The organism is Kribbella pittospori (assembly GCF_004331465.1).
Classification (GTDB): domain Bacteria; phylum Actinomycetota; class Actinomycetes; order Propionibacteriales; family Kribbellaceae; genus Kribbella; species Kribbella pittospori.
In genome coordinates, this window is record NZ_SJKB01000009.1 from 346,941 (window position 1) to 368,237 (window position 21,297).

At 67.7% G+C, this 21,297-nt stretch carries 20 protein-coding genes; 10 read left to right on the top strand and 10 right to left on the bottom strand.

Features of this window, described 5'->3' with window-relative positions; genetic code table 11:
* Window positions 1–19: 19 nt before the first annotated feature.
* Both E0H73_RS28400 and E0H73_RS28405 read right to left on the bottom strand, forming a co-directional pair.
* Window positions 20–364 carry a YciI family protein gene (locus E0H73_RS28400; RefSeq protein ID WP_131361628.1) on the bottom strand — a complete coding sequence of 115 codons (345 nt, stop codon included), beginning with the start codon at window positions 362–364 and terminating at the stop codon, window positions 20–22.
* Window positions 361–1,314 (bottom strand): aldo/keto reductase, encoded by a 954-nt coding sequence (locus E0H73_RS28405; RefSeq protein ID WP_131361629.1) that lies wholly within the window; start codon window positions 1,312–1,314, stop codon window positions 361–363. Before E0H73_RS28405 ends, E0H73_RS28400 begins: the two co-directional genes overlap by 4 nt.
* Before the next feature lie 75 nt (window positions 1,315–1,389).
* Here E0H73_RS28405 and E0H73_RS28410 point away from each other — a divergent pair, with 75 nt between their 5' ends.
* The gene (locus E0H73_RS28410) at window positions 1,390–1,959 is read left to right on the top strand and encodes a TIGR03086 family metal-binding protein (protein ID WP_131361630.1); all 570 of its coding nucleotides are present in this window, start codon (window positions 1,390–1,392) and stop codon (window positions 1,957–1,959) included.
* Here E0H73_RS28410 and E0H73_RS28415 read toward each other — a convergent pair.
* Together E0H73_RS28415 and E0H73_RS28420 are read right to left on the bottom strand one after the other, a co-directional pair.
* Window positions 1,930–3,096, bottom strand: a complete 1,167-nt coding sequence (locus E0H73_RS28415; RefSeq protein WP_131361631.1) for a hypothetical protein — start codon at window positions 3,094–3,096, stop codon at window positions 1,930–1,932. The two genes, E0H73_RS28410 and E0H73_RS28415, sit on opposite strands and share 30 nt — an antisense overlap.
* Entirely contained in the window at window positions 3,080–4,141 is a 1,062-nt protein-coding gene (locus tag E0H73_RS28420; RefSeq protein WP_131361632.1) for a glycosyltransferase family 2 protein, read from the bottom strand. The genes E0H73_RS28415 and E0H73_RS28420 overlap by 17 nt, the downstream gene beginning before the upstream one ends.
* A gap of 211 nt (window positions 4,142–4,352) precedes the next feature.
* Between E0H73_RS28420 and E0H73_RS28425 the strand changes: the two genes are divergently transcribed.
* The 3 genes from E0H73_RS28425 (at window position 4,353) to E0H73_RS28435 (ending at window position 6,909) form a co-directional block, all read left to right on the top strand.
* The gene (locus E0H73_RS28425; protein WP_165555849.1) at window positions 4,353–5,114 is read left to right on the top strand and encodes a class I SAM-dependent methyltransferase; all 762 of its coding nucleotides are present in this window, start codon (window positions 4,353–4,355) and stop codon (window positions 5,112–5,114) included.
* Window positions 5,115–5,491: 377 nt separating this feature from the next.
* Window positions 5,492–6,055 (top strand): TetR/AcrR family transcriptional regulator, encoded by a 564-nt coding sequence (locus tag E0H73_RS28430; protein WP_131361634.1) that lies wholly within the window; start codon window positions 5,492–5,494, stop codon window positions 6,053–6,055.
* Window positions 6,052–6,909: an LLM class F420-dependent oxidoreductase gene (locus tag E0H73_RS28435; protein ID WP_131361635.1), complete on the top strand. Its 858-nt coding sequence runs from the start codon at window positions 6,052–6,054 to the stop codon at window positions 6,907–6,909. The genes E0H73_RS28430 and E0H73_RS28435 overlap by 4 nt, the downstream gene beginning before the upstream one ends.
* Here E0H73_RS28435 and E0H73_RS28440 read toward each other — a convergent pair.
* The gene (locus E0H73_RS28440; protein WP_131361636.1) at window positions 6,902–7,915 is read right to left on the bottom strand and encodes a LacI family DNA-binding transcriptional regulator; all 1,014 of its coding nucleotides are present in this window, start codon (window positions 7,913–7,915) and stop codon (window positions 6,902–6,904) included. The two genes, E0H73_RS28435 and E0H73_RS28440, sit on opposite strands and share 8 nt — an antisense overlap.
* 134 nt (window positions 7,916–8,049) lie before the next feature.
* Between E0H73_RS28440 and E0H73_RS28445 the strand changes: the two genes are divergently transcribed.
* From E0H73_RS28445 to aceB, 6 genes are read left to right on the top strand one after another with little or no spacing between them, the layout of a single operon-like run.
* Window positions 8,050–9,354 carry an ABC transporter substrate-binding protein gene (locus tag E0H73_RS28445; RefSeq protein WP_131361637.1) on the top strand — a complete coding sequence of 435 codons (1,305 nt, stop codon included), beginning with the start codon at window positions 8,050–8,052 and terminating at the stop codon, window positions 9,352–9,354.
* 35 nt (window positions 9,355–9,389) lie between these two features.
* Complete coding sequence (locus E0H73_RS28450; protein WP_238164337.1) at window positions 9,390–10,307, top strand: carbohydrate ABC transporter permease; 918 nt, start codon at window positions 9,390–9,392, stop codon at window positions 10,305–10,307.
* Window positions 10,304–11,119, top strand: coding sequence for a carbohydrate ABC transporter permease (locus E0H73_RS28455; protein WP_131361639.1), 816 nt, complete (start codon window positions 10,304–10,306; stop codon window positions 11,117–11,119). The genes E0H73_RS28450 and E0H73_RS28455 overlap by 4 nt, the downstream gene beginning before the upstream one ends.
* Window positions 11,116–12,579 (top strand): alpha-amylase family protein, encoded by a 1,464-nt coding sequence (locus tag E0H73_RS28460; RefSeq protein WP_131361640.1) that lies wholly within the window; start codon window positions 11,116–11,118, stop codon window positions 12,577–12,579. Before E0H73_RS28455 ends, E0H73_RS28460 begins: the two co-directional genes overlap by 4 nt.
* A complete protein-coding gene (locus E0H73_RS28465; RefSeq protein ID WP_131361641.1) occupies window positions 12,576–14,642 on the top strand; it encodes an alpha-amylase family protein in 2,067 nt (688 codons plus the stop codon). The genes E0H73_RS28460 and E0H73_RS28465 overlap by 4 nt, the downstream gene beginning before the upstream one ends.
* Before the next feature lie 4 nt (window positions 14,643–14,646).
* Complete coding sequence (gene aceB, locus E0H73_RS28470) at window positions 14,647–16,212, top strand: malate synthase A (RefSeq protein ID WP_131361642.1); 1,566 nt, start codon at window positions 14,647–14,649, stop codon at window positions 16,210–16,212.
* A 62-nt stretch (window positions 16,213–16,274) separates the two neighbouring features.
* On the opposite strand, the gene E0H73_RS28475 is transcribed toward aceB, so the two are convergent.
* The 5 genes from E0H73_RS28475 to E0H73_RS28495 form a co-directional block, all read right to left on the bottom strand.
* A complete protein-coding gene (locus tag E0H73_RS28475) occupies window positions 16,275–16,652 on the bottom strand; it encodes a cupin domain-containing protein (RefSeq protein WP_131361643.1) in 378 nt (125 codons plus the stop codon).
* Window positions 16,649–17,431: a S1 family peptidase gene (locus tag E0H73_RS28480; protein ID WP_131361644.1), complete on the bottom strand. Its 783-nt coding sequence runs from the start codon at window positions 17,429–17,431 to the stop codon at window positions 16,649–16,651. The genes E0H73_RS28475 and E0H73_RS28480 overlap by 4 nt, the downstream gene beginning before the upstream one ends.
* A gap of 84 nt (window positions 17,432–17,515) precedes the next feature.
* The gene (locus E0H73_RS28485; protein ID WP_131361645.1) at window positions 17,516–18,460 is read right to left on the bottom strand and encodes a zinc metalloprotease; all 945 of its coding nucleotides are present in this window, start codon (window positions 18,458–18,460) and stop codon (window positions 17,516–17,518) included.
* Window positions 18,461–18,564: 104 nt separating this feature from the next.
* The gene (locus E0H73_RS28490; RefSeq protein ID WP_238164338.1) at window positions 18,565–20,700 is read right to left on the bottom strand and encodes a bifunctional polysaccharide deacetylase/glycosyltransferase family 2 protein; all 2,136 of its coding nucleotides are present in this window, start codon (window positions 20,698–20,700) and stop codon (window positions 18,565–18,567) included.
* A complete protein-coding gene (locus tag E0H73_RS28495; protein WP_131361646.1) occupies window positions 20,697–21,230 on the bottom strand; it encodes a hypothetical protein in 534 nt (177 codons plus the stop codon). The genes E0H73_RS28490 and E0H73_RS28495 overlap by 4 nt, the downstream gene beginning before the upstream one ends.
* Window positions 21,231–21,297: the final 67 nt, after the last annotated feature.

Here is a 21,297-nt window from a genome sequence, read left to right on the forward strand (position 1 = left end):
CCTGACGGCGCCCGTGACGCTAGCCGGCTAGTTCGAGGATGTCGATCGGCGTGTTCGGGTCGGCCTCGGCGAAGCGGAGGGCCCATTGGACCGCCTCCTGCTTGGAGTCGACGCGGATGATCGAGACCCCGGCGACGAGCTCCTTGGTCTCGGTGAACGGCCCGTCCATGACGCGCGGCTCGCCGGGGCGAGGGAACGTCACCCGGGCACCGCGGGCGCTCGGCATCAGCCCCTCGGCGACGAGCAGTACGCCGGCCTGGCGCATCTCCTCGAGAACCGCGTCCGCCCGGGCCAGCATCTCCGGGTCCGGCGGGTTCCCGGCCTCGAGGTTGTCGTTGGTCTTGTGAAGCAGCATGTACCTCATACGGCAGACCTTAGTGCTGTCCAGAACGCGGGTGGGATCTCATGCTCCATCCACCCCGCGACCTCGATGATCTCCCGCGGGCTTCGTGCCCCGACCACGACCGCTGGCACGGCGGGATGCGTGAGCGGGAACTGGACCGCGGCAGCCAGCAGCGGTACGTCGTACTCGTGGCACAGCTCCCGCAGTCGCGCGATCCGCTCCAGTAGTGCAGCTGGCACTCGGGCGTACCCATGCGGTGCGCCGTCCGCGGTGTCAGCCAGTACGCCGCCCTGGAACACGCCGGCCGCGAGCACACTCACGCCGTACTTCTCGCACAGCGGTAGTAGCTCGTCGGCCCCGGACTGGTCGAGCAGCGTGTACCGACCGGCGAGCAGGATGCAGTCGGGGCCGTCCGCACCCGTCTCGCTGAGGAACCGTGCTGCGACGTCCGCGTGGTTCACCCCGAGCGAGATCGCGCGGATCGTGCCGCGCCCGCGGAGCTCGGCCAGCGCCCGCATCGCCTCGGTCGACGCAGCCACGTAGTCGAGGTCCGGGTCGTGGATGTGCAGAACGTCGATCCGGTCGATGCCCATCCGCTCCAGACTCGCCTCGAACGACCGCATCACCGCGCCGTACGAATAGTCCAGCCGTGGACCTAGACCAGGTGGCGGGTCCGCCCAGATCGGCTGGATGTCCGGCCCGCCTGGCTCGATCAGCCGGCCCACTTTGCTGCAGAGCACGAAGTCGTCCCGCGGTCGCCCGCGCAGCGCGAGCCCGGCCCGCTGCTCCGAGACGCCGTACCCGTACACCGGAGCCGTGTCGAAGAGCCGGACGCCGAGCTCCCAGGCGCAGTCGATGGTCGCGACCGCCTGCGCCTGCGGAACCGCGGCGAACATCCCGCCGATGGAGGCGAGCCCCAGCCCCAGCCTGCTCACCGTCAACCCGGTCCGCCCCAGTTCCACACGCCGCATGCCGAAGACCCTAGAAGCGACCGCCGACAGAAACCGGGTCTTCCCCGCGGCCGGTCCGCACGGCACCATGCGGAGATGGGTGAGATCGCGGAGCGGTACCGGCGGCGCGCCGAGGCGTTCGAGCGGAAGGTCGCGGCGGTACGACCGGAACAGTGGGACAACCCGTCGCCGTGCGAGCTGTGGACGGCCAAGGACGTGGTCGACCACATCGTCACGATGCACGGGGTGATGCTGATCCCGGTCGCCCGCAAGCTCGAGCCGTCGGACGACCCGTTGACGGCGTTCCAGGAGGCGCGGGCGGCGATCGAGGACGTCCTGGAGGACCCGGTGCTGGCGCTCACCGAGACCGAGACTCCGAGCGGACGGATGACCGCCGAGCGCCACGTCGACGAGGTGGTCTCCGACGACCTGGTCCTGCACGGCTGGGACCTGGCCCGCGCCACCGGTCAGGACGAGACGATGGATCCCGTCGACGTGGAGCGGATCTGGGCCAGTACGGCGGCCATCCCGGCTGAGGTGATGGAGCAGTTCCGCACGCCGGGCGCGTTCGGGGAGGGGATCGAGGTGTTCGGTCCGGAGGTCGAGGTCTCCGTGGACGCGCCGCTCCAGGACCGCCTACTCGGCCTGATCGGCCGTCAGCCGTAGCAGGTCGCTCGGGGCGTAGTAGACCTCCGGAGTCGCGCACAGCGGCGCGCTGAGGAGCTGTCTGGGGTGCGACATCAGCACTGCGTGCCCTTGCGCGATGGCGGGCTCCAAGTACTCGTGTCCCGGCAGGTCGGCCACGGCAGTCCGGCAGCCGAGCGCCATCCCCTCGAACAGCGCCGTCGTCGACACGCCCACCTGGTACGTCGCGGAGGCCAGCAGGTCCAACGTGCTGCCGCCGGTCGACAACTGCACCCCGGCCGGGACGGTGTAGTCGGTCGCGTGCTCACTGGGGTGCGGCCGGAACATCACCTCCAGCTCCGGGTGCTCCTTCACGACCGACTCGGCCACGTGCAGCAGTTCCGCACCGACCGTGCCCTGCGACAGGAACACGACCCGATTGGGGCTCTTCTCCGTCGCGCGCGGCAGGTACGACGTTCCGACGACCTCAGTCCTCATGCCGGCCGGGAGGTCGGCGACAGTGGTCCAGTACGACCCGAAGCACCAGAGCTCGTCCGGCTGATCGGCGACCACCGGCCGGCCGGGGTAGCTGTAGCCGAGGTGGAACGGGCTGATCGCGCCGTGCTGCAGTTCGACCACCCGGATCCCGAGGTCCCGCGCGGCGCCGACGATGTGCTGGTGGAAGTACGCGACCACGACGTACACGGTCTTGATCCGCTGCCGCCGCAGCAGGGTGCGGTAGAGCGCTCGCAGCCGCAGATGCTTGGGCACCTCGCGGGCCACGAGAGCGCCGATCGGAACTGAGATGCCGGTGAGGTCGCGGAGCGCCTCGGTGACTCCGCGGTCGTCGGCGGATCGCCCGTGCAGCGCTCCCGCCGCGGAGGTGAAGAAGTCGAGGTTCCGGCTGCCGGGCAGTGGTGTTCCGTTGATACCGGAGTCGAGGATCAGTGCCGACGGGCCGAGCGCGGCTCGCAGTTCGTCGGTGTAGATCTCGACACCGTTCGGTTTCCGCGGGTGCGGTACGACGAGCGAGTCGTAGTGACCGACGAACGGGCTGCGGGTGACCAGTCCGGTCACGTGCCTGCCGACGAGACGTGCCTTGTCGTACGACGACCGCCGTACCGGATGAGGTGCTCCGTGGATGCCGCTGCGCCGGGTCAGCTCATGGAAGACGCGCATCCGGAGGATCGGCCACGGGTACGCTCCCTTGATCCGCCACTGGAGCAGATTCAGCTCCCGCTCCACCTGCCAGATCGCCCGGCACAGGCTCGCCACCGTCGGGCCCGCGCTCGGCGCCGTGCCGTTCCCGGTACTCGTCATGGTTGATCCCCACTATGCCCGCGAGACTGCCGACACCGGAGAAGAACCGGCGGACCGCCTTCAGCAGATGCGACTTCCGGCCGAGCAGCAGCCCGGCCAGGGCGAACCCGATCGCCGAGATCACCCGGGCCGAAGCATAGGCCAGAACCAGGACGTAGCTGATCGCGCCCCGGCGGATCAGCAACCGGCTGATCGTGTCGCCGCTGCCGGACCGGAACGCACGGCGTACCAGCCAGCTCAGAGTGGTCCGGCCAGCGGGCACGTCCTCGAAGATCACCGCCTCCTCGCACCAGACGATGCGGAAGCCGGCCCGGTGCACCCGGAGGAAGAAGTGCAGGTCGCTGGAGCCGGTGTAGCGGAACGCGGGATGGAAGCCGGGCGTCACCGTGTGGTAGACCCGCCGGCTGACCAGCGTGTTGTTCGTGTACGCCTTGCGCAGGTCCTCACCGGTCGCGTGCCGGCCCGTTGAGTCGTGTACGTCGCTGTACTTGTTCCACGGCGGAGCGCCGTCCGGGAGGTTGCCCTTCACCGGACCGGTGACGACATCGGCGCCAGTGGCCTCCCAGGCGCGCAGGAGCGACGCCAGCCACCCCGGCGGCGCGACTTCGTCGTCGTCCACGAAAATCAGCGCGTCGTCGTTCCAGCACAGCTCCACCGACCGCTCCCGCGCGAACGGGATCCCCGGCTCGGCCTCGACCACCGATTCGATCGGGTACGGCGTCCCTTCGCCGAACTCCTCGAGCACCCGAGCGGCCGACCCGTCCGCGTCGTTGTCGACCACCACGATCCGGATCCCGTAATCGAACTCCGCCGGAAGTTCCTGGGCCTGCAGGCTGGTCAGCAGCGCGTGCAACAGAGCGGGTCGCCTGAAGGTGATAACCGCAATGGCGACGCTGGTGCTCATGGCGCCTGAGACTATCCTTCCCCACCAACCCACCACCATCCAACCGGCGTGTGGGACACGTAAGGCCACTGCTGCGCGGTACCTGTCCCGCCGCCCGCCGCCGACCGGGCTCACAGAGAGTGTGATCACCGGAACACAGCGAGTGGTCAGACCCCCGATCACGAGCATTCATACGACTGACCTGCCCGGTCGATCGATGAACACTGCTCTGGTGACGTCTCGATCGGCCAAGATCACCACGGAGCGACCCTTCTACGACCTGCATGCCGATGCCTATGACGCGTTGATCACCGACCCGGTCCAACCCTGGGTCGATGCGGTCGACGACCGCCTGCGCGCCGCCGGGCTCAGCTCGGCCTCGGTCCTGGACGCCGGCTGCGGCACCGGCCGGCACGCGCAGGCGCTGCTAGAGCGCGGTCACCGCGTCTCGTTGCTGGATGCTTCCCCGAGGTTGCTCACCATCGCTTCTAGCCGCTGCCCGGGCTCGTCAGCCCATCAGACCGACATCTGTGCACCGAAGCTTCGCGAAACATTCGAGGCGATCATGTGCCGCGGCGTGCTGAATGACCTCGTCCTGGACGAGGAGCGTGATGCCGCGTTGGGTTCGTTCGCGGCGCTCCTGGGCGACAACGGACTGCTGTTCCTGGACGTCCGAGAGATAGTGGAGACCCGCCAGCGAGCCGATGGCCAGTGGCGACGCACGGAGGCGGCGCTCGACGGCGGTGAGACGCTGAAGTTCGCCAGCCGACCACTGTGGCGCGCAGACCGGCTCGTAGTCGAGGAACGATACGAGCTAGTCGGCCGAGACGGGTCGTCGTCGGTACACGACTACGTCTTCGAGATGCGCCCCTGGACCCGAGACGAGCTCACTGCCCGCCTAACGGCCGCAGGATTCAGCGACATTGGCACGGTTCAGGGCGTAGGCCGCCGAACCCCCGACAGACTCTTCGTAACAGCCCGCCGGCCAGTCTGACCTAGTGCAAAGAGCTGCCGACCTGGTAGGCGCGTGGGATGTGATTTGCGTGCCGGACGACGAACGGTCGCCGTCGGCCGGACTCGGTCCTGGGTGCGTCGAAACGGGGACCCGTGCTGTCGGGAGTGCAGTCTGACGACTCGATTCGTCGCCCCTCGACTCGTCACCACCTGTCTGGTTGCGGGCTGCGTGTTCTCGGCCCTTAGGGGTAGTGCTGCGGGTTTCCGGAAACAAAAGTCCGCCAGGAGGCGAAAGGTTTCCGAACAGCCGACCGGCCCGGACAACCACGCGGTGTCTGGTCGCGTAGGTCGGTGGGTTGGCTCTCCGCGGACGCGTGGGGTTCTAACACCACCTGTACCTGGAAGTACAGTTGTGGCGTGGAGACGGTGGAGCGGTTGATTCGTAGTACTCAGGAATTGTTGTGGGAGAGGGGGTACGTCGGGACCAGTCCCAAGGCGATTCAGCGGGCTGCTGATGCGGGGCAGGGGAGTATGTATCACCACTTCACCGGGAAGGCCCAGCTTGCCCGCGCCGCGATCGAGCGGTCGGGGGCCGAGTTGCGGGAAGCCGCCGAAGACCAGTTCAGTGGCAGCGGTACGGCGACCGAGCGGATCAGCGGCTACCTCGAGCGGGATCGGGAGGTACTGCGGGGATGCCGGATCGGGCGGTTGACCTCGGACCCGGATGTGATGGCCGACCCCGAGTTGCGCCAACCGATCGACGAGACCTTCACCTGGCTGCGCGCCCGCCTCGCCGAGATTGTTGCTGAGGGCAAGCGCAACGGCGAGTACCCTGGCTCACTGGACCCCGAGCAGACGGCTGCGACGATCGCCGCCGTACTGCAGGGTGGTTATGTGCTGGCCCGGGCGGCGGGTTCCGTGGAGCCGTTCGAGCTGGCGGTGAAGGGTTTGATCAACCTGTTGCCGGAGGCTACGAAGTGAAGATCGGTGCGGTGTTCCCCCAGCTCGAGATCGGTGCGGACCCGACGGTGGTGCGCGACTGGGTGACGACGGTGGAGCGGGCCGGGTACAGCCATGTGCTCGCCTACGACCACGTGCTCGGCGCGGATCCGGCGAACAGGCCGGGCTGGGCCGGGTACACCCACAAGTCCTTGTTCCACGAGGTTTTCGTGCTGTTCGGGTACTTCGCGGCGATCACCACGGAGCTCGAGCTCGTCGTCGGCGTGCTGGTCCTCCCACAACGGCAGACCGCGCTGGCCGCGAAGCAGGCGGCCGAGGTGGACGTCCTGAGCGGCGGCCGGTTGCGGCTCGGCGTCGGCATCGGCTGGAACCCGGTCGAGTACCAAGCCCTCGGCGTGCCGTTCAAGCAGCGCGGTGCCTTGCTCGAGGAGCAGGTCGACGTACTGCGCAAGCTGTGGTCCGAGCCGGTCATCTCGTACGACGGGAAGTTCCACCAGATCGTGGAAGCAGGCCTCAACCCGTTGCCGGGCCGGCAGATCCCGGTCTGGTTCGGCGGCAGTGCGGACGCCGTACTGCGTCGTACCGGGCGGATCGGTGACGGCTGGATGCCGCAGGGGCCGCCGGACGACAACGCGCGGGCGCAACTGGAGACGATCCGGGCAGCGGCCGTGGAGGCAGGCCGCGATCCCGCGGAGATCGGCTTCGAGGCCAGACTCACGCTCGGCAACGTTCCCGAGCAGGACTGGCGGACGTACGTCGACAGTTGGCGCGAGCTCGGTGCGACTCACCTCACCGTCAACACGATGAACATGGGTCTGTCCAAGCCGGAGGACCACGCCGAGGTCCTCCGCGACGTCCTGCCGAAGCTCAGCTAGCCCAGGGCGTGTTCGCGGTCGAGCCACGGATCACCAGTGGGCAGGGCAGGCTGATGATCTCGGTCGGCCGGTCTGGTTCGGCGATCCGCTTGCGGAGCAGGTCGATGCCGGTCTGGACGATCGCATGCACCGGCTGCTCGACCGAGGTCAGGTCGAACGACTCCCACGAGGCCAGTTCGGTGTTGTCGAAGCCGATCAGCCAGACGTCGTCAGGCACCTTGGCGCCGATCGCCCGCGCGCCGTCCAGGATGCCGAACGCGAGCAGGTCGGTGACGGTGTAGATCGCGGTGGGCGGCTTCCGCTTCGACAGCAGCTTGCGCGCGGCCGCGTGACCGTCGGCATGTGGCACCCCGACGGAGACGACGTTGCTCGGCTTGATCTTGACACCCGCGTCGGTGAGCGCGGCGCGGAAGCCGAGGTCGCGATCCCGTGACGTGTTCCCGGTGTGGGTCAGCGTGACCAGACCGATGTCGGTGTGGCCGGCCTCGACCAGGTACCGGCCGGCGTCGTACGCGCCCTGCCAGTTGTCGCCGACCACCTGATCACAGTCGAGGTCGTCGATCCCGCGGTGCAGCAGCACGGTCGGCGTCCCCGAGGCGAGTGCCATCGTGTGCAACTTCGAGTCGTACGTCGCCGACGTCAGCAGGAAGCCGTCGACCAGCCGCTGGTGCAGGACGTCGGCGATCGTCTCCTCGGGGTCGTGCTCGATGTTCCACAGGATCATGTGCAGCCCGACCGAGCTGAGCACCCGGCCGATCTCGTCCAGCAGCTCGGCGTGGAACGGGCTGGTCACCCGGGTCATGAAGACGCCGATCGTGTCGGTCCGCCCGGTCTTCATCGCGCGGGCCAACGCGTTCGGCGTGTAGTTCGCGTCCTTCAGCACCTGCAGAACCCGGGCCCTGGTCTCCGGGTTGACCTTCGGATTGTTGGTCAGCACCCGTGAGACCGTCGCCTGGGACACCCCTGCCAGGCGGGCCAGATCCCTGCTCGTCGGTGGTCGCGCCATGACCCCGCCTCCCCTCGTAGTCCAAATGCTGAACCCTACTCAAGAGTGTCGCCACTCGCCGTTGACCTCTGGTTCAGCACTGTGTATACGTATTCATTGTATACGTATTCATCCCTCGCGGATGGGAGATTCCGGTGCAGACACAACTCTCCAACCTGAGCCGCCGCAGGTTTCTCGCCGGACTGACGGGACTCGCTGCCGGTGGGGTACTCGCCGGCTGTGGTGGCAACGGCAACGCAGGTGGTGGTGGAGGCAAGAACGGCCTGACCTTCCTGAACTGGGAGCAGGTCAAGGGCAATCCGCTCGAGCAGGCCATCCAGGCCTTCGAGAAGGAGTCGGGGACGAAGGTCACCATCCAGCCCGCGGTGACACAGGAGTACGACACCAAGATGCGCACGCTGATCGCGGGTGGTAGCCCGCCGGACGTGATGCGGATCAACGACGACTTCGTCCGCGGCTTCTCCACCCAGGGAGCGCTGCTGGACCTGAACCCGTACATCGAGAAGGACAAACTCGACACCTCGGCGTTCGCCAAGGAGACGTACGAGTTCCCCAAGCAGCCGGACGGTTCACACACCGCCTGGGTGCTCGGGTACGAACCCCGGCTGATCTTCTACAACGCCGATCTCTTCAAGCAGGCCGGCGTTCCGCTGCCGCCGACGACGTGGTCGCCGGACGGCTGGACCTGGGCCGATTTCGCTGACAGGGCGAAGAAACTCACCGACCCGGGCAAGAAGCAGTACGGCGCTCTGGTCTATCTGGACACCGGCTACGAGCAGACCTTCACGGTCAACCACGGCAGCCAGACCGGCATCTTCTCCCAGGACGGGACGAAGTTCACCCTGCCGGACGCCAAGGAGGTCGAAGCGTTGCAGTGGGCAACGGATCTGACCTGCAAGGACAAGGTGCAGCCGCCGTGGTCCGCACTGCAGCAGGACAACGCGGAGACGCAGATGTTCGCGCAGGGCAAGCTCGCGATGATGTTCGCGACCTTCGGCACCGTGCCGTACCTGCGGACCACGGTCAAGGACTTCACGTGGGACGTGGCACCGCCGCCGGCCGATGTGGAGCAGAAGACCGAGTCCAGCGTGATCGTGTTCTGCATCCCGAAGAAGGCGAAGAATCCGGACCAGGCCTGGGAGCTGCTCAAGTACCTGGCCAGTGAGGAAGGCGGGAAGACTCTGCTGCAAGGCGGGGCGTTCACGCCGATCAACAACAAGGCTGCGGCTCAGTTGGCGCCGAACGGGAAGGCGCCTGAGCACATCGGGCTGTTCGCCGAGGCGGCCAAGCACCTGACCGCGACCAACCAGACCAAGAACACGCTCGGCGCCCGCGAGCTGTACCGGCCCGAGCTGGACAAGGCCTACAACTGTGAGAAGCCGGTCGGCGACGTGCTGAGTCAGATCAAACCACAGGTGGAGAACGCCTTGAAGGGTTGATGTCGATGGCAACGACAACGCCAACAAGGTCCCCGGTGGCCGAGGCCCCGATCCCGAACCATCAGCCCGAGATCCGCCGGGCCCGCCGGAAGGCGAACCTGGTCGGGTGGTTGTTCATCAGTCCGATCGTGGTCGGAGTGGTGGCCTTCCAGTTCTTCCCGATCCTGGTCTCGATCGGGGCCTCGCTGACCGACTGGAACGGCATCTCGGCGCCGAAGTTCGTCGGGCTCCGCAACTTCACCGAGCTGTTCGGCAACGACCCGCTGTTCATCCAGACGTTCAAGAACACGATCTACTTCACGCTGGCGAGCATTCCGCTGACGATCGGGATCGGCCTGGTGCTGGCACTGCTGTGTGCCCGGCCGATCCGCGGCGTGGCGTTCTTCCGGACGGCGTACTTCGCGCCGTACGTGACGAACGTGGTCGCGATCGGGTTCGTCTGGTTCTGGTTCTTCCAGCCGGACAACGGTGTGGTCAACGGGCTGCTCGACCAGATCGGCATCCCGGGGCCGCAGTGGTTGTCGAGTTCCACCTGGGCGATGCCGGCGGTGATCATGGTCAGCGTCTGGCAGGGCATCGGGTACCCGATGATCATCCTGCTCGCCGGTCTGCAAGGGCTGCCGGCGGAGTACTTCGAATCCGCGAAGATCGACGGCGCCGGCGCGTTCCAGCGGTTGCGGTTCATCACGCTGCCGCTGCTGACGCCGCACTTCCTGTTCCTGCTGATCACGCAGTTCATCACGTCGTTCCAGGTGTTCGGCCTGATCTACGTGATGACCAAGGGCGGGCCGGGCCACGCCACCAGCGTCTACATCTTCAACATCTACCAGAACGCGTTCGGCTTCGGGAAGGTCGGCTACGCCTCGGCGATGGCGTGGATCCTCTTCGCGGTGATCGCGGCCGTCACGTTCCTGCAGTGGAAGTTCCAGAAGAGGTGGGTGTTCTACTCATGAAACTGGCGAGCAAGACTTCGCAGTACATCGTGATGTCGCTGTTCGCGGTGGTGTTCCTGGCGCCGTTGGTCTGGATGATCAGCGCGTCGCTGCGGCCGGAGGCGAAGGTGCTGTCGGTGCCGCCGCAGTTCCTGCCCACCGACGCGCAGTGGGACAACTACCGGCAGGTCTTCGAGCTGATCCCGATCTTCCTGTGGAACAGCGTGAAACTGGCCGGGCTGAACGTGGTCGGCATCCTGATCGTCGCCTCGATGGCGGGCTACGCGTTCGCGCGGTTGCGGTTCGCCGGCCGGGACGCGGCGTTCATGGTGCTGCTGGCCACCTCGATCATCCCGGGCATCGCCTACCTGATCCCGCAGTACATCGTGTTCCGCCAGATGGGCTGGGTGGACACGCAGTACCCGCTGTGGGTGCCGAAGGTGCTCACACCGGTGTTCGCGACGTTCCTGATGCGGCAGTCCTTCCTGACCATCCCGCAGGAACTCGAGGACGCGGGCAAGATCGACGGTGCGTCCACGTTCGGCATCTACTGGCGGATCATGCTGCCGCAGACCAAGCCGGCGCTGGCCGCGATCGGGGTGTTCACCTTCCTCGAGTCGTGGAACGACCTGTTCGGTCCGCTGATCTACATCAATTCCGAGAACCTGCAGACGCTGCCGGTGGCGCTGGCCCAGTTCCAGGGCGAGTACTTCACTCAGATCAGTCTGCTGATGTGCGGGGCGACCGTCTCGGTGGTCCCCGTCATCGTCGTCTTCCTCTTTGCGCAGCGCTATTTCATCCAAGGCATCACGATGACAGGAATGAAGGGGTGAGCACCGTGCCGGAGCGGCTCGTTGCCATGCAGATCGGAGCGGTTTCGTTCGTCGACGAAGGCGTCGACCAGACACTCGACATCCTGGCCGACCGGGGCGCGGTCAACGCGCTGTTCCTGGCCACACCGACCTGGACCCGGGGCACCGGCGGACGCCAGATCCCCGGGCACCCGATTCCCGACCACGGCGTCTCCGAGTACGACCTCGGCTGGGTCGGCGGCAACTACGCGACGCCACATCCGCAGTACTACGCCAACACCGCGCTCGGCTCGGTCGGCCGGGCACCCGAGCACCCCGAGCTCGACCTGCTCGGCGAGGTCATCCCGAAGGCGCGTGAGCGCGGCATCAAGTCGTTCGCCTGGATGGAGGAGAGTGGTGGCGCCCGCGAACTGCGGACCTACCCGAACTTCGCCAAGGTGCTCGAGGTGGACGCGTGGGGCCGTCCGGGCCGCCGGCCGTGCTTCAACAACCCGGACTACCGCAACTGGCACCTCGGGTTCGTCGAGGACTACGTGCAGAGCTACGAGCTCGACGGTCTGGCCTGGTGCTCGGAGCGGCCCGGTCCGCTGAACATGCTGATGCAGGGCACCGTCGAGGTGGCCGAGATCGGCTGCTTCTGCCGGCACTGCCAGCAAATCGCCCGCGACCGCGGCATCGATGTCGACCGCGCGATGCGCGGCTACCGCGAGCTGGTCGAGTGGAACCAGCGCGTCGGTGCCGGTGAGCGTCCGGTCGACGGCGCGTTCGTCACGTTCTGGCGGATCCTGCTGAACTTCCCCGAAGTCTTGTCCTGGCAGAACCTGTGGACCGAGAGCCAGCGGCAGCTGTATCGCGACATCTACGGCGTCACCAAGGCGATCTCGCCCGAGGTGCAGGTCGGCTGGCACGTCTACCACAACATCTCGTTCAGCCCGTTCTACCGGGCCGACCAGGACTACACCGAGATGGCGAAGTTCTCCGACTTCATCAAGGTGGTCATCTACAACAACTGCGCCGGCCCGCGGTTCTTCACCTGGGTGAAGAGCATCTGCGGCTCGCTGTTCGCCGACGCGGACCCCGAAGACGTCTACCCGTTGATGATGAAGCTGCTCCAGCTCGACGAGGGCGCGTACGAGAAGCTCCCACAGACGGGCTTCACCGCGGACTACGTACGGCGCGAGACCGAGCGGGCCGTCGCCGGAGTCGGCGGGCAGAGCGCGATCTACCCCGGCATCGACATCGACATCCCGGTCGGCGTCGCCAAGCAGCGCGGGCTGGAGAAGCCGCGTGACGTCGGCACCAAGATCAACTGGGACGACAACGAGGGCGAGCTGACCGCGTGCACCCGCGAGTCGGTGCGGGACGCAACCCTGGCCGCGTTCGAGGGAGGCGCGGAGGGCGTCGTACTGAGTCGCAAGTACTCCGAGATGCTGCTGGAGAACCTGTCCGGCGCCGGAGACGCGATCCGGAGTCTCAAGTGACCCAACCCGTGACACAACCTTGGTATCAGCGCACACTCCGGTGGGCGCAGACCAACCTGACCGAGAAGGACCCGGCCCGGTACGACGCCGACTGGTGGCGCGAGCACTGGCGTCGTACCCGGGTGCAGGGCGTGATCGTCAACGCGGGCGGCATCGTCGCGTACTACCCGAGCAAGTTCGAGCTGCAGCATCGCGCCGAGTTCCTCGGCGATCGCGACCTGTACGGCGAGATCGTCGAGCTGGCCAAGGAGGACGGGCTGACCGTGCTCGCCCGGATGGACTCCAACCGGGCCCACCAGCCCTTGTACGACGCGCATCCGGACTGGTTCGCGGTCGATGCCGCAGGCAACCCCCACCGCGCCGGGGAGCTGTACGTCGCCTGCGTCACAGGCCCGTACTACCGGGAGTTCCTCACCGGGATCCTCGAGGAGATCATCGAACGGACCGCGCCGGACGGGATCACCGACAACAGCTGGAGCGGTCTCGGCCGGGACACGATCTGCTACTGCCCGAACTGCCGGGACAGCTTCGGCCAGGACCTCCCCATCGGCGTGGACTGGGCCGACCCGGTCTACCGGCAGTGGATCCGGTGGAGCTACGACCGGCGGCTGGCGGTGTGGGATCTGAACAACGAGGTGACCCGCCGCGCGGGCGGTCCGGACTGCCTGTGGATCGGCATGAACGGCGGCGAGGTCGTTGCCCAGAGCAAGCGGCTGCGCGACGACGTGGAGATCTGCAAGCGCGCCTCGATCTTCATGCTCGACTCGCAGTGGCGCCACGACGAGTCCGGCTTCCAGGCCAACTCCGACAGCGGCAAGCGGCTGCACGGCCTGCTCGGCTGGGACACGCTGATCCCGGAGAGCACCGCGATGTACGACGCGGGCACGCCGACGTTCCGGCTCGGGAGCAAGTCCGCGCCGGAGGCCCGGATGTGGGCGGTCGAGGGCTTCGCCGGCGGCATCCAGCCGTGGTGGCACCACATCGGGTCGGTGCACGAGGACCGGCGGCAGTACGCGACCGCCGAGCCGCTGTTCCGGTGGCACGAGGAGAACGACAAGTATCTGGTGAACCGGCAGCCGGTCGCCACGGTCGGGCTGCTGTGGAGTCAGCGCAGCGTGGACTTCCACGGCAAGGCCGATCCGGAGACGACGAGCTGGTTGCCGTACCGCGGCTGGGTCGACGCCCTGGTCCGGGCCCGGATCCCGTACCTGCCGGTGCACGAGGTCGATCAGCGGTTCGCGGTGATCGTCGTACCGAATGTCGGGGTCCTGACCGACGAGCAGTGCGTTGCGCTGCGCGAGTACGTCGACGGTGGTGGGCGGCTCGTGGTCACCGGTGAGTCCAGCCTGTACGACGAGTGGGGCGATCGGCGCGACGACTTCGCGCTGGCCGACCTGCTCGGCGTGCATCACCAGGGCAAGTCGCTCGAGGCCGGCAAGGTCGACTGGGAGACCTACGCCGCGCACACGTACCTGCGGATCGAGGACCGGGTGATCGCGGACGGCTTCGACGACACCGACGTGCTGCCGTTCGGTGGGCAGCTGGAGGTGGTCGCAGCGTCCGGAGCGGCGGTGACGTACGTGCCGCCGTTCCCGATCTATCCGCCGGAGAAGTCGTGGATGTCCGAGCCGCGGACCGACGTACCCGTGGTGGTGCTCGGCGAGCAGACGGCGTACCTGGCGGCGGATCTCGACCGGATGTACGCGCAGTACCACCATCCGGATCACGGTCGGCTGCTGGCGAACCTGGTCCGGTGGGCCGCCCGGGACGACATCCCGTTGCAGGTGGAGGGAGCCGGCGTACTGGACTGCCAGGTCTATCGGAAGGACGGTGCGCTCGTGCTGCACCTGGTCAATCTCGATCAGGGCGGTGCGTGGCGCGGGCGGCTGGAGGAGCTGACGCCGGCCGGGCCGCTCACCGTCCGGATCCGGGGGACCGGCGACCAGGCCCGCTTCCTCGTCGCGGGTGGGGAGGCGGAGGTGAAGACCGACGACGGCTGGATTACGGTCGAGGTGGCGAGGATCGCCGATCACGAGGTCGTGGTTGTGACTGAGAGGGAGTGAGTTCGTGGCAGTCGAGGTCATCGGTGCACGGCGCGCGCGGTACGACGAGATCCTGACCGAGCGGGCGCTCGGCCTGATCGAGCGGTTGCACCGCGAGTACGACGGGCGGCGGCGCGAGCTGCTCGACCGTCGCCGCGAGCGGGTCGCCGAGATCGCCGCCGGCGGATCGCTGGGATTCCTGGCGGAGACCAAGGACGTCCGGGACGACCCGGACTGGCGGGTCGCCGCGGCTGCGCCGGGGCTGGTCGACCGGCGAGTGGAGATCACCGGGCCGACCGACCGGAAGATGACGATCAACGCCCTGAACTCGGGCGCCAAGGTCTGGCTGGCCGACCAGGAGGACGCGAACACGCCCACCTGGGACAACGTGGTCGGCGGCCAGCTGAACCTGCTCGACGCGATCACCCGGCAGATCGACTTCAGCACCGATGCCAAGAGCTACGCCCTGAAGCCGGACGACGAACTGGCCACCATCGTCGTCCGGCCGCGGGGCTGGCACCTGCCGGAGAAGCACCTCCTGGTCGACGGTGAGCGGACGTCGGGGGCGCTGGTGGACTTCGCGCTCTACCTCGCCGCCTCCGGGCAGCTGCAGATCGATCGCGGGCAGGGGCCGTACTTCTACCTGCCGAAGATGGAGTCGCACCTCGAGGCGCGGCTCTGGAACGACGTGTTCGTGACCGCGCAGGAGGAGCTCGGCATCCCGCGCGGGACGATCCGGGCCACCGTGCTGATCGAGACCTACCCGGCCGCGTTCGAGATGGAGGAGATCCTCTACGAGCTGCGCGAGCACTCGGCCGGTCTGAACGCGGGGCGCTGGGACTACATGTTCAGCGTGATCAAGACGCACCGGACCCGGGGCGCCGACTTCCAGCTGCCGGACCGCAACAGCGTCACGATGACGGTTCCGTTCATGCGGGCCTACACCGAACTGCTGGTGCGGACGTGCCACAAGCGCGGCGCGCACGCGATCGGCGGGATGGCGGCGTTCATCCCGAGCAAGGACCCGGCGGTGAACGAGCAGGCGTTCGCGAAGGTCGAGGCGGACAAGACGCGCGAGGCCGGCGACGGGTTCGACGGATCGTGGGTCGCGCACCCCGGGATGGTCGAGACCTGCCGGACCGTCTTCGACTCTGTGCTCGGGGACAAACCCAACCAGCTGGACAAGCTCCGCGAGGATGTCCAGGTGACGACCGAGCAGTTGCTCGACGTTGCGTCGACGCCGGGTGAAGTGACTGAGGCCGGGCTGCGGAACAACGTGAGTGTTGCGATTCAGTACCTGGCGGCGTGGCTTGAAGGGACCGGCGCGGTCGGGATCTTCAACCTGATGGAGGACGCGGCGACGGCCGAGATCTCCCGGTCGCAGATCTGGCAGTGGCGCCTCAACGGCGTCGTACTGGACACCGGGGAGACGGTCACGACCGAGTTGGTCGAGCGGATCGCCGACGAGGAGATCCTCAAGCTCGACCAGTACCTGCGCTACCAGTCCGCGCGGGCGCTGTTCCTGGAGGTTGCCAACTCTGAGGAGTACGTCGACTTCCTGACGTTGCCGGCGTACGAACGGTTCGACTGAGGTGTGAAAGAGAAAAAGCAAAAAGCAGGGGTTAGGGGTTTGCCGGCGTACGAGCGGTTCGACTAGCGGGATCGCTCGGGCGGGTCGACATTCACAGTCGGGATGCCGCCACCCGCCCGGGCGATGATCGCCAGGGACGGCTCGGTGCTCGGGTTGCTCTCGCGATGCACGGTGAAGGCCGGGACGTGGACGAAGTCGCCGGCGACCGCGTCGAGGTACTCGTCCGTGCCCTCGAACTCCATCCGCAGTACGCCGGAGACGATGTAGAGGCTGCTCTCGTTCTTGTCGTGGTGATGCCACCCGGAGATCGCTCCGGGGTCGGTGATCACCTTCCCGGCCCAGAGGATCGGCAGCTCGAACGCCCGCATCCGCAGCATGCCGGAGGTCGGGTCGGCGGCCACCAGGTCGCCTGCTTTGATGACGCGAACTGGCTCGCTCATGACTTCAGTGTCGCAGCCCGGATGGCCTTGGCGGCAGGGGCGATCTCGGCGTACACCCCGGGATAGTTGGGCTCGGCGCAGCCGTTGCCCCAGGAGACGAGAGCGAGCAGGCGGCCGTTGAGGACCAACGGTCCGCCGGAGTCGCCCTGGCAGGCGTCGCCGGTGCCATCGAGATAGCCCGCGCAGACATTCGACGCGGCCGCGTAGCCTCCGGCGACGTACTCCTTGTTCGCCAGGCAGACGTCGTCGCCCAGGTCGGGCACGGCCAGCTTCTGCAGCGTGTCTTCAGGCCCAGTCCCGGCAGTGTCACCCCAGCCGTAGACGGTCGGTACGACGCCCCGCCGATCGGCCTTCGGGTTCGTCTGCAGCCGCATGATCGGGACACCCGTGAACGGCTTGGCCAGGGTCAGGACGGCGAAGTCGTTGCGGTTGGTCTTCGCGCTGTACTCCGGATGGATCCACACCTTGCTGATCCCGGACTCCCGGCCGACCGTGTCGTCCCGCAGATCGGCCCGACCCTGGATCGCCGCGTACGTCGTGACCGCCTGGCCCATGCAATGCGCAGCGGTGAGCACCTTGTCCGGCCGCACCAGCACCCCACTGCAATACCGCCCGGTCGGCCGCACGGACGCCGTGTTGGTCAGCGCCACCGCCCACGGAGCCTCACTGACACTCGCCAGCGTGCCCCCCACAATCAACTTCTTCCCCGTGGACGCCGACACCGCGCCCGCGGACACCATCACAAGAAGCACCGCCAGCACCGCAGCCCGTCGCAACATGCCGACGAACTTACTCCAGGTAAGCAATCGACCGCGGAAGGTGGCCACCCCGACCACGCATGCCGGGGTGGCCACGTCGGTGGGTCAGGCGCGATAGGCCGTCCACATGTCGCTCATGCGGGTGCTCTGGTTCGGCGTGAACTGGTTGTAGCAGGAGTCGTAGGAGTAATCCATGTAGTTGTGGATCGGGTCCAGACCGGGCAGCGAGCAGGAGTCCCGGCCTTCGGGACAACCGTTCGTGGGACTGCTCTGCGCCGGGGTGTCCGCGACCTCGTCGTTCGTCGCGGTACAGCCGCCCTGGAACGTGTGGTAGAGCCCGAACCAATGGCCGGCCTCGTGGGTCGCGGTCTCGCCGAGGTTGTAGTTCGTCTCCGAGCCACCCGGCAGCGAGGTGTACTGCACCCGGATGCCGTCGATCCCGGGCTGGCGTGCGTAGTCCCACGGGAAGGTCGCGATGCCGAGGTAGGCGAAGTCGACCAGCCAGATGTTCAGGGCGTTGGCGCCGCCCTTGCGGGTCTGCTTGCGGTAACTGCTGCTCTGCTTGTCCTGGTGCCACTGGTTGTTGTTGTAACGGAACGTCCCGGCCAGCGTGAAGGTGAAGCCGGTGTTGGCCGCCTGTGACGACTCCTGGCCGCCGAACGTCTTGTTCAGGACGGCGATCTGCTGCGAGATCTGCGTGTCGGTGACGTCACCGTTGCCGGCCGCGTCGCGCATCACGTTCACGTAGACCGGTACGGTCGCCGCCGCCAGGGCACCCTTCGGTACGCCGGTGCCGCGGGCAGCCTTGGCCTTCAGGATCTGGGCTGTCCTGGCCTCGATCGCCTTCTGTTCGGCGGCGGAGATGTCCCGGGTGTCCGGGCCATGGCCGCCCTTGGCCGCGGCATTCCCGGGCGGCACGAAACAGTCGGATGCCGGGGCCTGATCCACCACAGGCCGGGCCGACGCCTGGCCGCTGAGCGGACTGAGCAGGAGCGCCGAGCCGGCCAGCAGGACGGCGGCGGCGCGGGGACTGGGGATGAAAGATCGCATGCGCGTTCCTCCGGGGTCGGGCCACTGGGCGGGCGGCCGGTTGCGGGCATCCTCCGCAACAAGGTCCCTTCTCCGGAAGCGATCGCCCGAGAATCTCCCGCGGTCTAGGGAAAACCTTCGGTGCTCGCGGGGGCGCGCAGACTTCCGTAGCGTTCCATCCTTTGCCAGCGCAGCCTCGAGCCGGCCAGTGCGGTGAACACGGACTGGATCACGACGAGGTACATCAGTTGGCGGTACACGAACTGCTGCAGCGGAAGGGTCCACAGCGGTCCGGCTCGTTCGCCGTCCAGCCTGAACGCGTACACCCCCATCGCCATCTGTACTGCGAGGAAGCCCAGCCAGACCAGTCCTACTCGGAGCGGATCGAGGAAGACGAGCCCGTAGATCGCGAACACGTCGACCACTGGCGCGAGGAGTGGCAGCAGGACCTGGAAGAGGGTCAGGTACGTCAATCCGCGCCGGCCGAGCTTGCCGGACTGACCGCGCTGCACCCAGGCGCCACGGTGCTTCCACATCGCCTGCAACGTCCCGTAGCACCAGCGGTAGCGCTGCCGCCAGAGCGCATCCAGCGACGCCGGCGCCTCGGTCCAGGCGACCGCACGCTCCTCGTAGACCACCCGCCACCCGTCCCGGCACAGCGCCATGGTCAGGTCGGTGTCCTCGGCCAGCGTCACGTCACTCAGACCGCCGATGCGTTCCAGCGCCGTACGACGGAATCCGCCGACCGCACCGGGCACGGTCGGCATGCACTCGGCCAGGTCGAACAACCGCCGGTCGAGGTTGAAGCCGATCACGTACTCGATGTGCTGCCAGCGGCCGAGCAGCCCACGACGGTTGCCGACCTTCGCGTTGCCCGACACCGCGCCGACGGACGGATGCGCGAACGGCTGCACGAGCATCCGTACGGCGTCCGGCTCGAACACGGTGTCACCGTCGACCATCACGATCAGGTTGAAGTGGGCGGCCTGTAGTCCGGTGTTGAGTGCGATCGGCTTGCCGGAGTTGGCCTGGCGGATCACCCGGACGCCGGGGATGCGCATCGCCTCCACGACGTCCGCCGTACCGTCGGTCGAACCGTCGTCGACCACGATCACCTCGAGCGGATGGTCCGACGCGACCAGCGACCGGATGGCGGCCTCGATCCCGGCACTCTCGTTGTACGCCGGCACGATCACGCTGACCGGTTCCGTCACCGGCGGACCCCAGATCCAGTCGCGCATCCGCGCATGCCGCCGAGCCGCCACCACGGTCGTGATCGCCCGCAACACGCACAACGCGCCCGCGGCGTACAGGAGCCAGGTCAACACGTTCAGCACCGCGTCGCTCACTCGCATCGCCCCGATCAGCGCAAGCCCGCGGCCGCGTTCCAGCAGACCGACCTTGTGCGTCGGCGACGGGAGTCCGACCGCGTCGCTCACGGTGGCGAACTTGAAGCCACGCGCCTTCAGCGTCGGGATGAGCTTGGCGAGCGCTGCGACGGTCTGACTGCGGTCACCACCGGCGTCGTGCATCAGGAGCACCTGGCCCGCGGTGCCGCGCGGAGTCGAGTTCGCGATCACCTTCGCGGTTCCCGGCCGGCGCCAGTCCTCGCTGTCCTGGGTGGTCAGTACGGTCAAGTAGCCGGATTCACGGGTGGCCTGGATCGATGCCCAGTCCCGGTCGGTGAGTTCGCCCGTTTCGGCCGAGTACGGCGGCCGGAGCAGCGTGGTACTGACTCCGGTGGCGCCGGCGAGGATGAGCTGGCTCTGGCGTAGCTCGAGCGACCGGCGCCAGCCGGCCGCCTCGGACAGGTTCGCGTGGGTGAAGGTGTGCGCCGCGATTTGGTGGCCTTCGGCAACAATTCTGCGCGCCAGCTCGGGGTGCGCGGCGACCGCGGTGCCGACGACGAAGAAGGTCGCGTGCACGTGCTGCGCCTTGAGCAGGTCCAGCACCCGCGGCGTCCAGACCGGATCCGGCCCGTCATCGAAGGTCAGCGCGATGGTGCGGGCTGCCGGGGAGGCGGATCTCGGCTGTCCCGGCCCGGCGTCGATGACCGGTCCGCCCGTGCGGATCGACGGTGGTACTGCTCCGACCTGGCCGACCGGCTTGACCGCACCGTCGGGCTCCGCACCGAACATGTGGTGTGTGTAGCCGTTCAGCAGCAGCATGCTCGACAGGCAGACGAGCAGCATGGTCAGCACGATCCAGTGGGTCCGGAGCGGGACCTGCTTGGCGCGCCGCGCGACCGGGCGGCGGCTCACGGCTTGCCGGGCGTCTTCGTCTGACCGGGCGGCGGCGTCGTCGGCTTGTTGCCGTTGTGCGTGGTGGCCGGCGTCGGCGAGGGTGTCGTGGTCGGCCCAGTTGTCGGCTGACCCGGCGGTGCGGTGGGTGAGCCGGACGGTGCCGTCGTCGGTGCCGTCGTCGGTGCCGTCGGGGGTACGACGCCGGGAGTCGTGGGCGCGACGGTCGGCACAGCCGACGGTGTGTCCGAAGGATCGGTGCTCGGGTCGTCGGACGGCTCGGTCTCGTGGTCCGGAGCCGGTGTCGACCCGCCAACTTCGATGGCGGCCGGCGGCGGGGTGATCTGCGGCCCGTGCTTGGATTTAGTGGCCGCATCGGGTTGGGGAATCAGGGGGGTGTCGAGGCTCGGGCCCCCGAGCAGACTGCTGCTCATCAGGATCAGGTAACCGACGATCGGTACGGCGAGGAACGCGCCGGCTCTGCGCAGAGTCCGACGGCGTTGCCCTGTCGCGTCCAGGAAAACTGGCCGCCGGGCGGAAGGCGGTTTCACAAGCGCGAGATCCTACTCTCTTCGGATGACTTCCAGCACCCCAGGTTGTGACGTTCAAACGCCTGTA

Bases quoted from the DNA above. Each gene is read 5' to 3' on its own strand.
- E0H73_RS28400 (WP_131361628.1), bottom strand. From the start codon at position 364: ATGAGGTACATGCTGCTTCACAAGACCAACGACAACCTCGAGGCCGGG.
- E0H73_RS28405 (WP_131361629.1), bottom strand. From the start codon at position 1,314: ATGCGGCGTGTGGAACTGGGGCGGACCGGGTTGACGGTGAGCAGGCTG.
- E0H73_RS28410 (WP_131361630.1), top strand. From the start codon at position 1,390: ATGGGTGAGATCGCGGAGCGGTACCGGCGGCGCGCCGAGGCGTTCGAG.
- E0H73_RS28415 (WP_131361631.1), bottom strand. From the start codon at position 3,096: ATGCGCGTCTTCCATGAGCTGACCCGGCGCAGCGGCATCCACGGAGCA.
- E0H73_RS28420 (WP_131361632.1), bottom strand. From the start codon at position 4,141: ATGAGCACCAGCGTCGCCATTGCGGTTATCACCTTCAGGCGACCCGCT.
- E0H73_RS28440 (WP_131361636.1), bottom strand. From the start codon at position 7,915: ATGGCGCGACCACCGACGAGCAGGGATCTGGCCCGCCTGGCAGGGGTG.
- E0H73_RS28455 (WP_131361639.1), top strand. From the start codon at position 10,304: ATGAAACTGGCGAGCAAGACTTCGCAGTACATCGTGATGTCGCTGTTC.
- E0H73_RS28475 (WP_131361643.1), bottom strand. From the start codon at position 16,652: ATGAGCGAGCCAGTTCGCGTCATCAAAGCAGGCGACCTGGTGGCCGCC.
- E0H73_RS28480 (WP_131361644.1), bottom strand. From the start codon at position 17,431: ATGTTGCGACGGGCTGCGGTGCTGGCGGTGCTTCTTGTGATGGTGTCC.
- E0H73_RS28485 (WP_131361645.1), bottom strand. From the start codon at position 18,460: ATGCGATCTTTCATCCCCAGTCCCCGCGCCGCCGCCGTCCTGCTGGCC.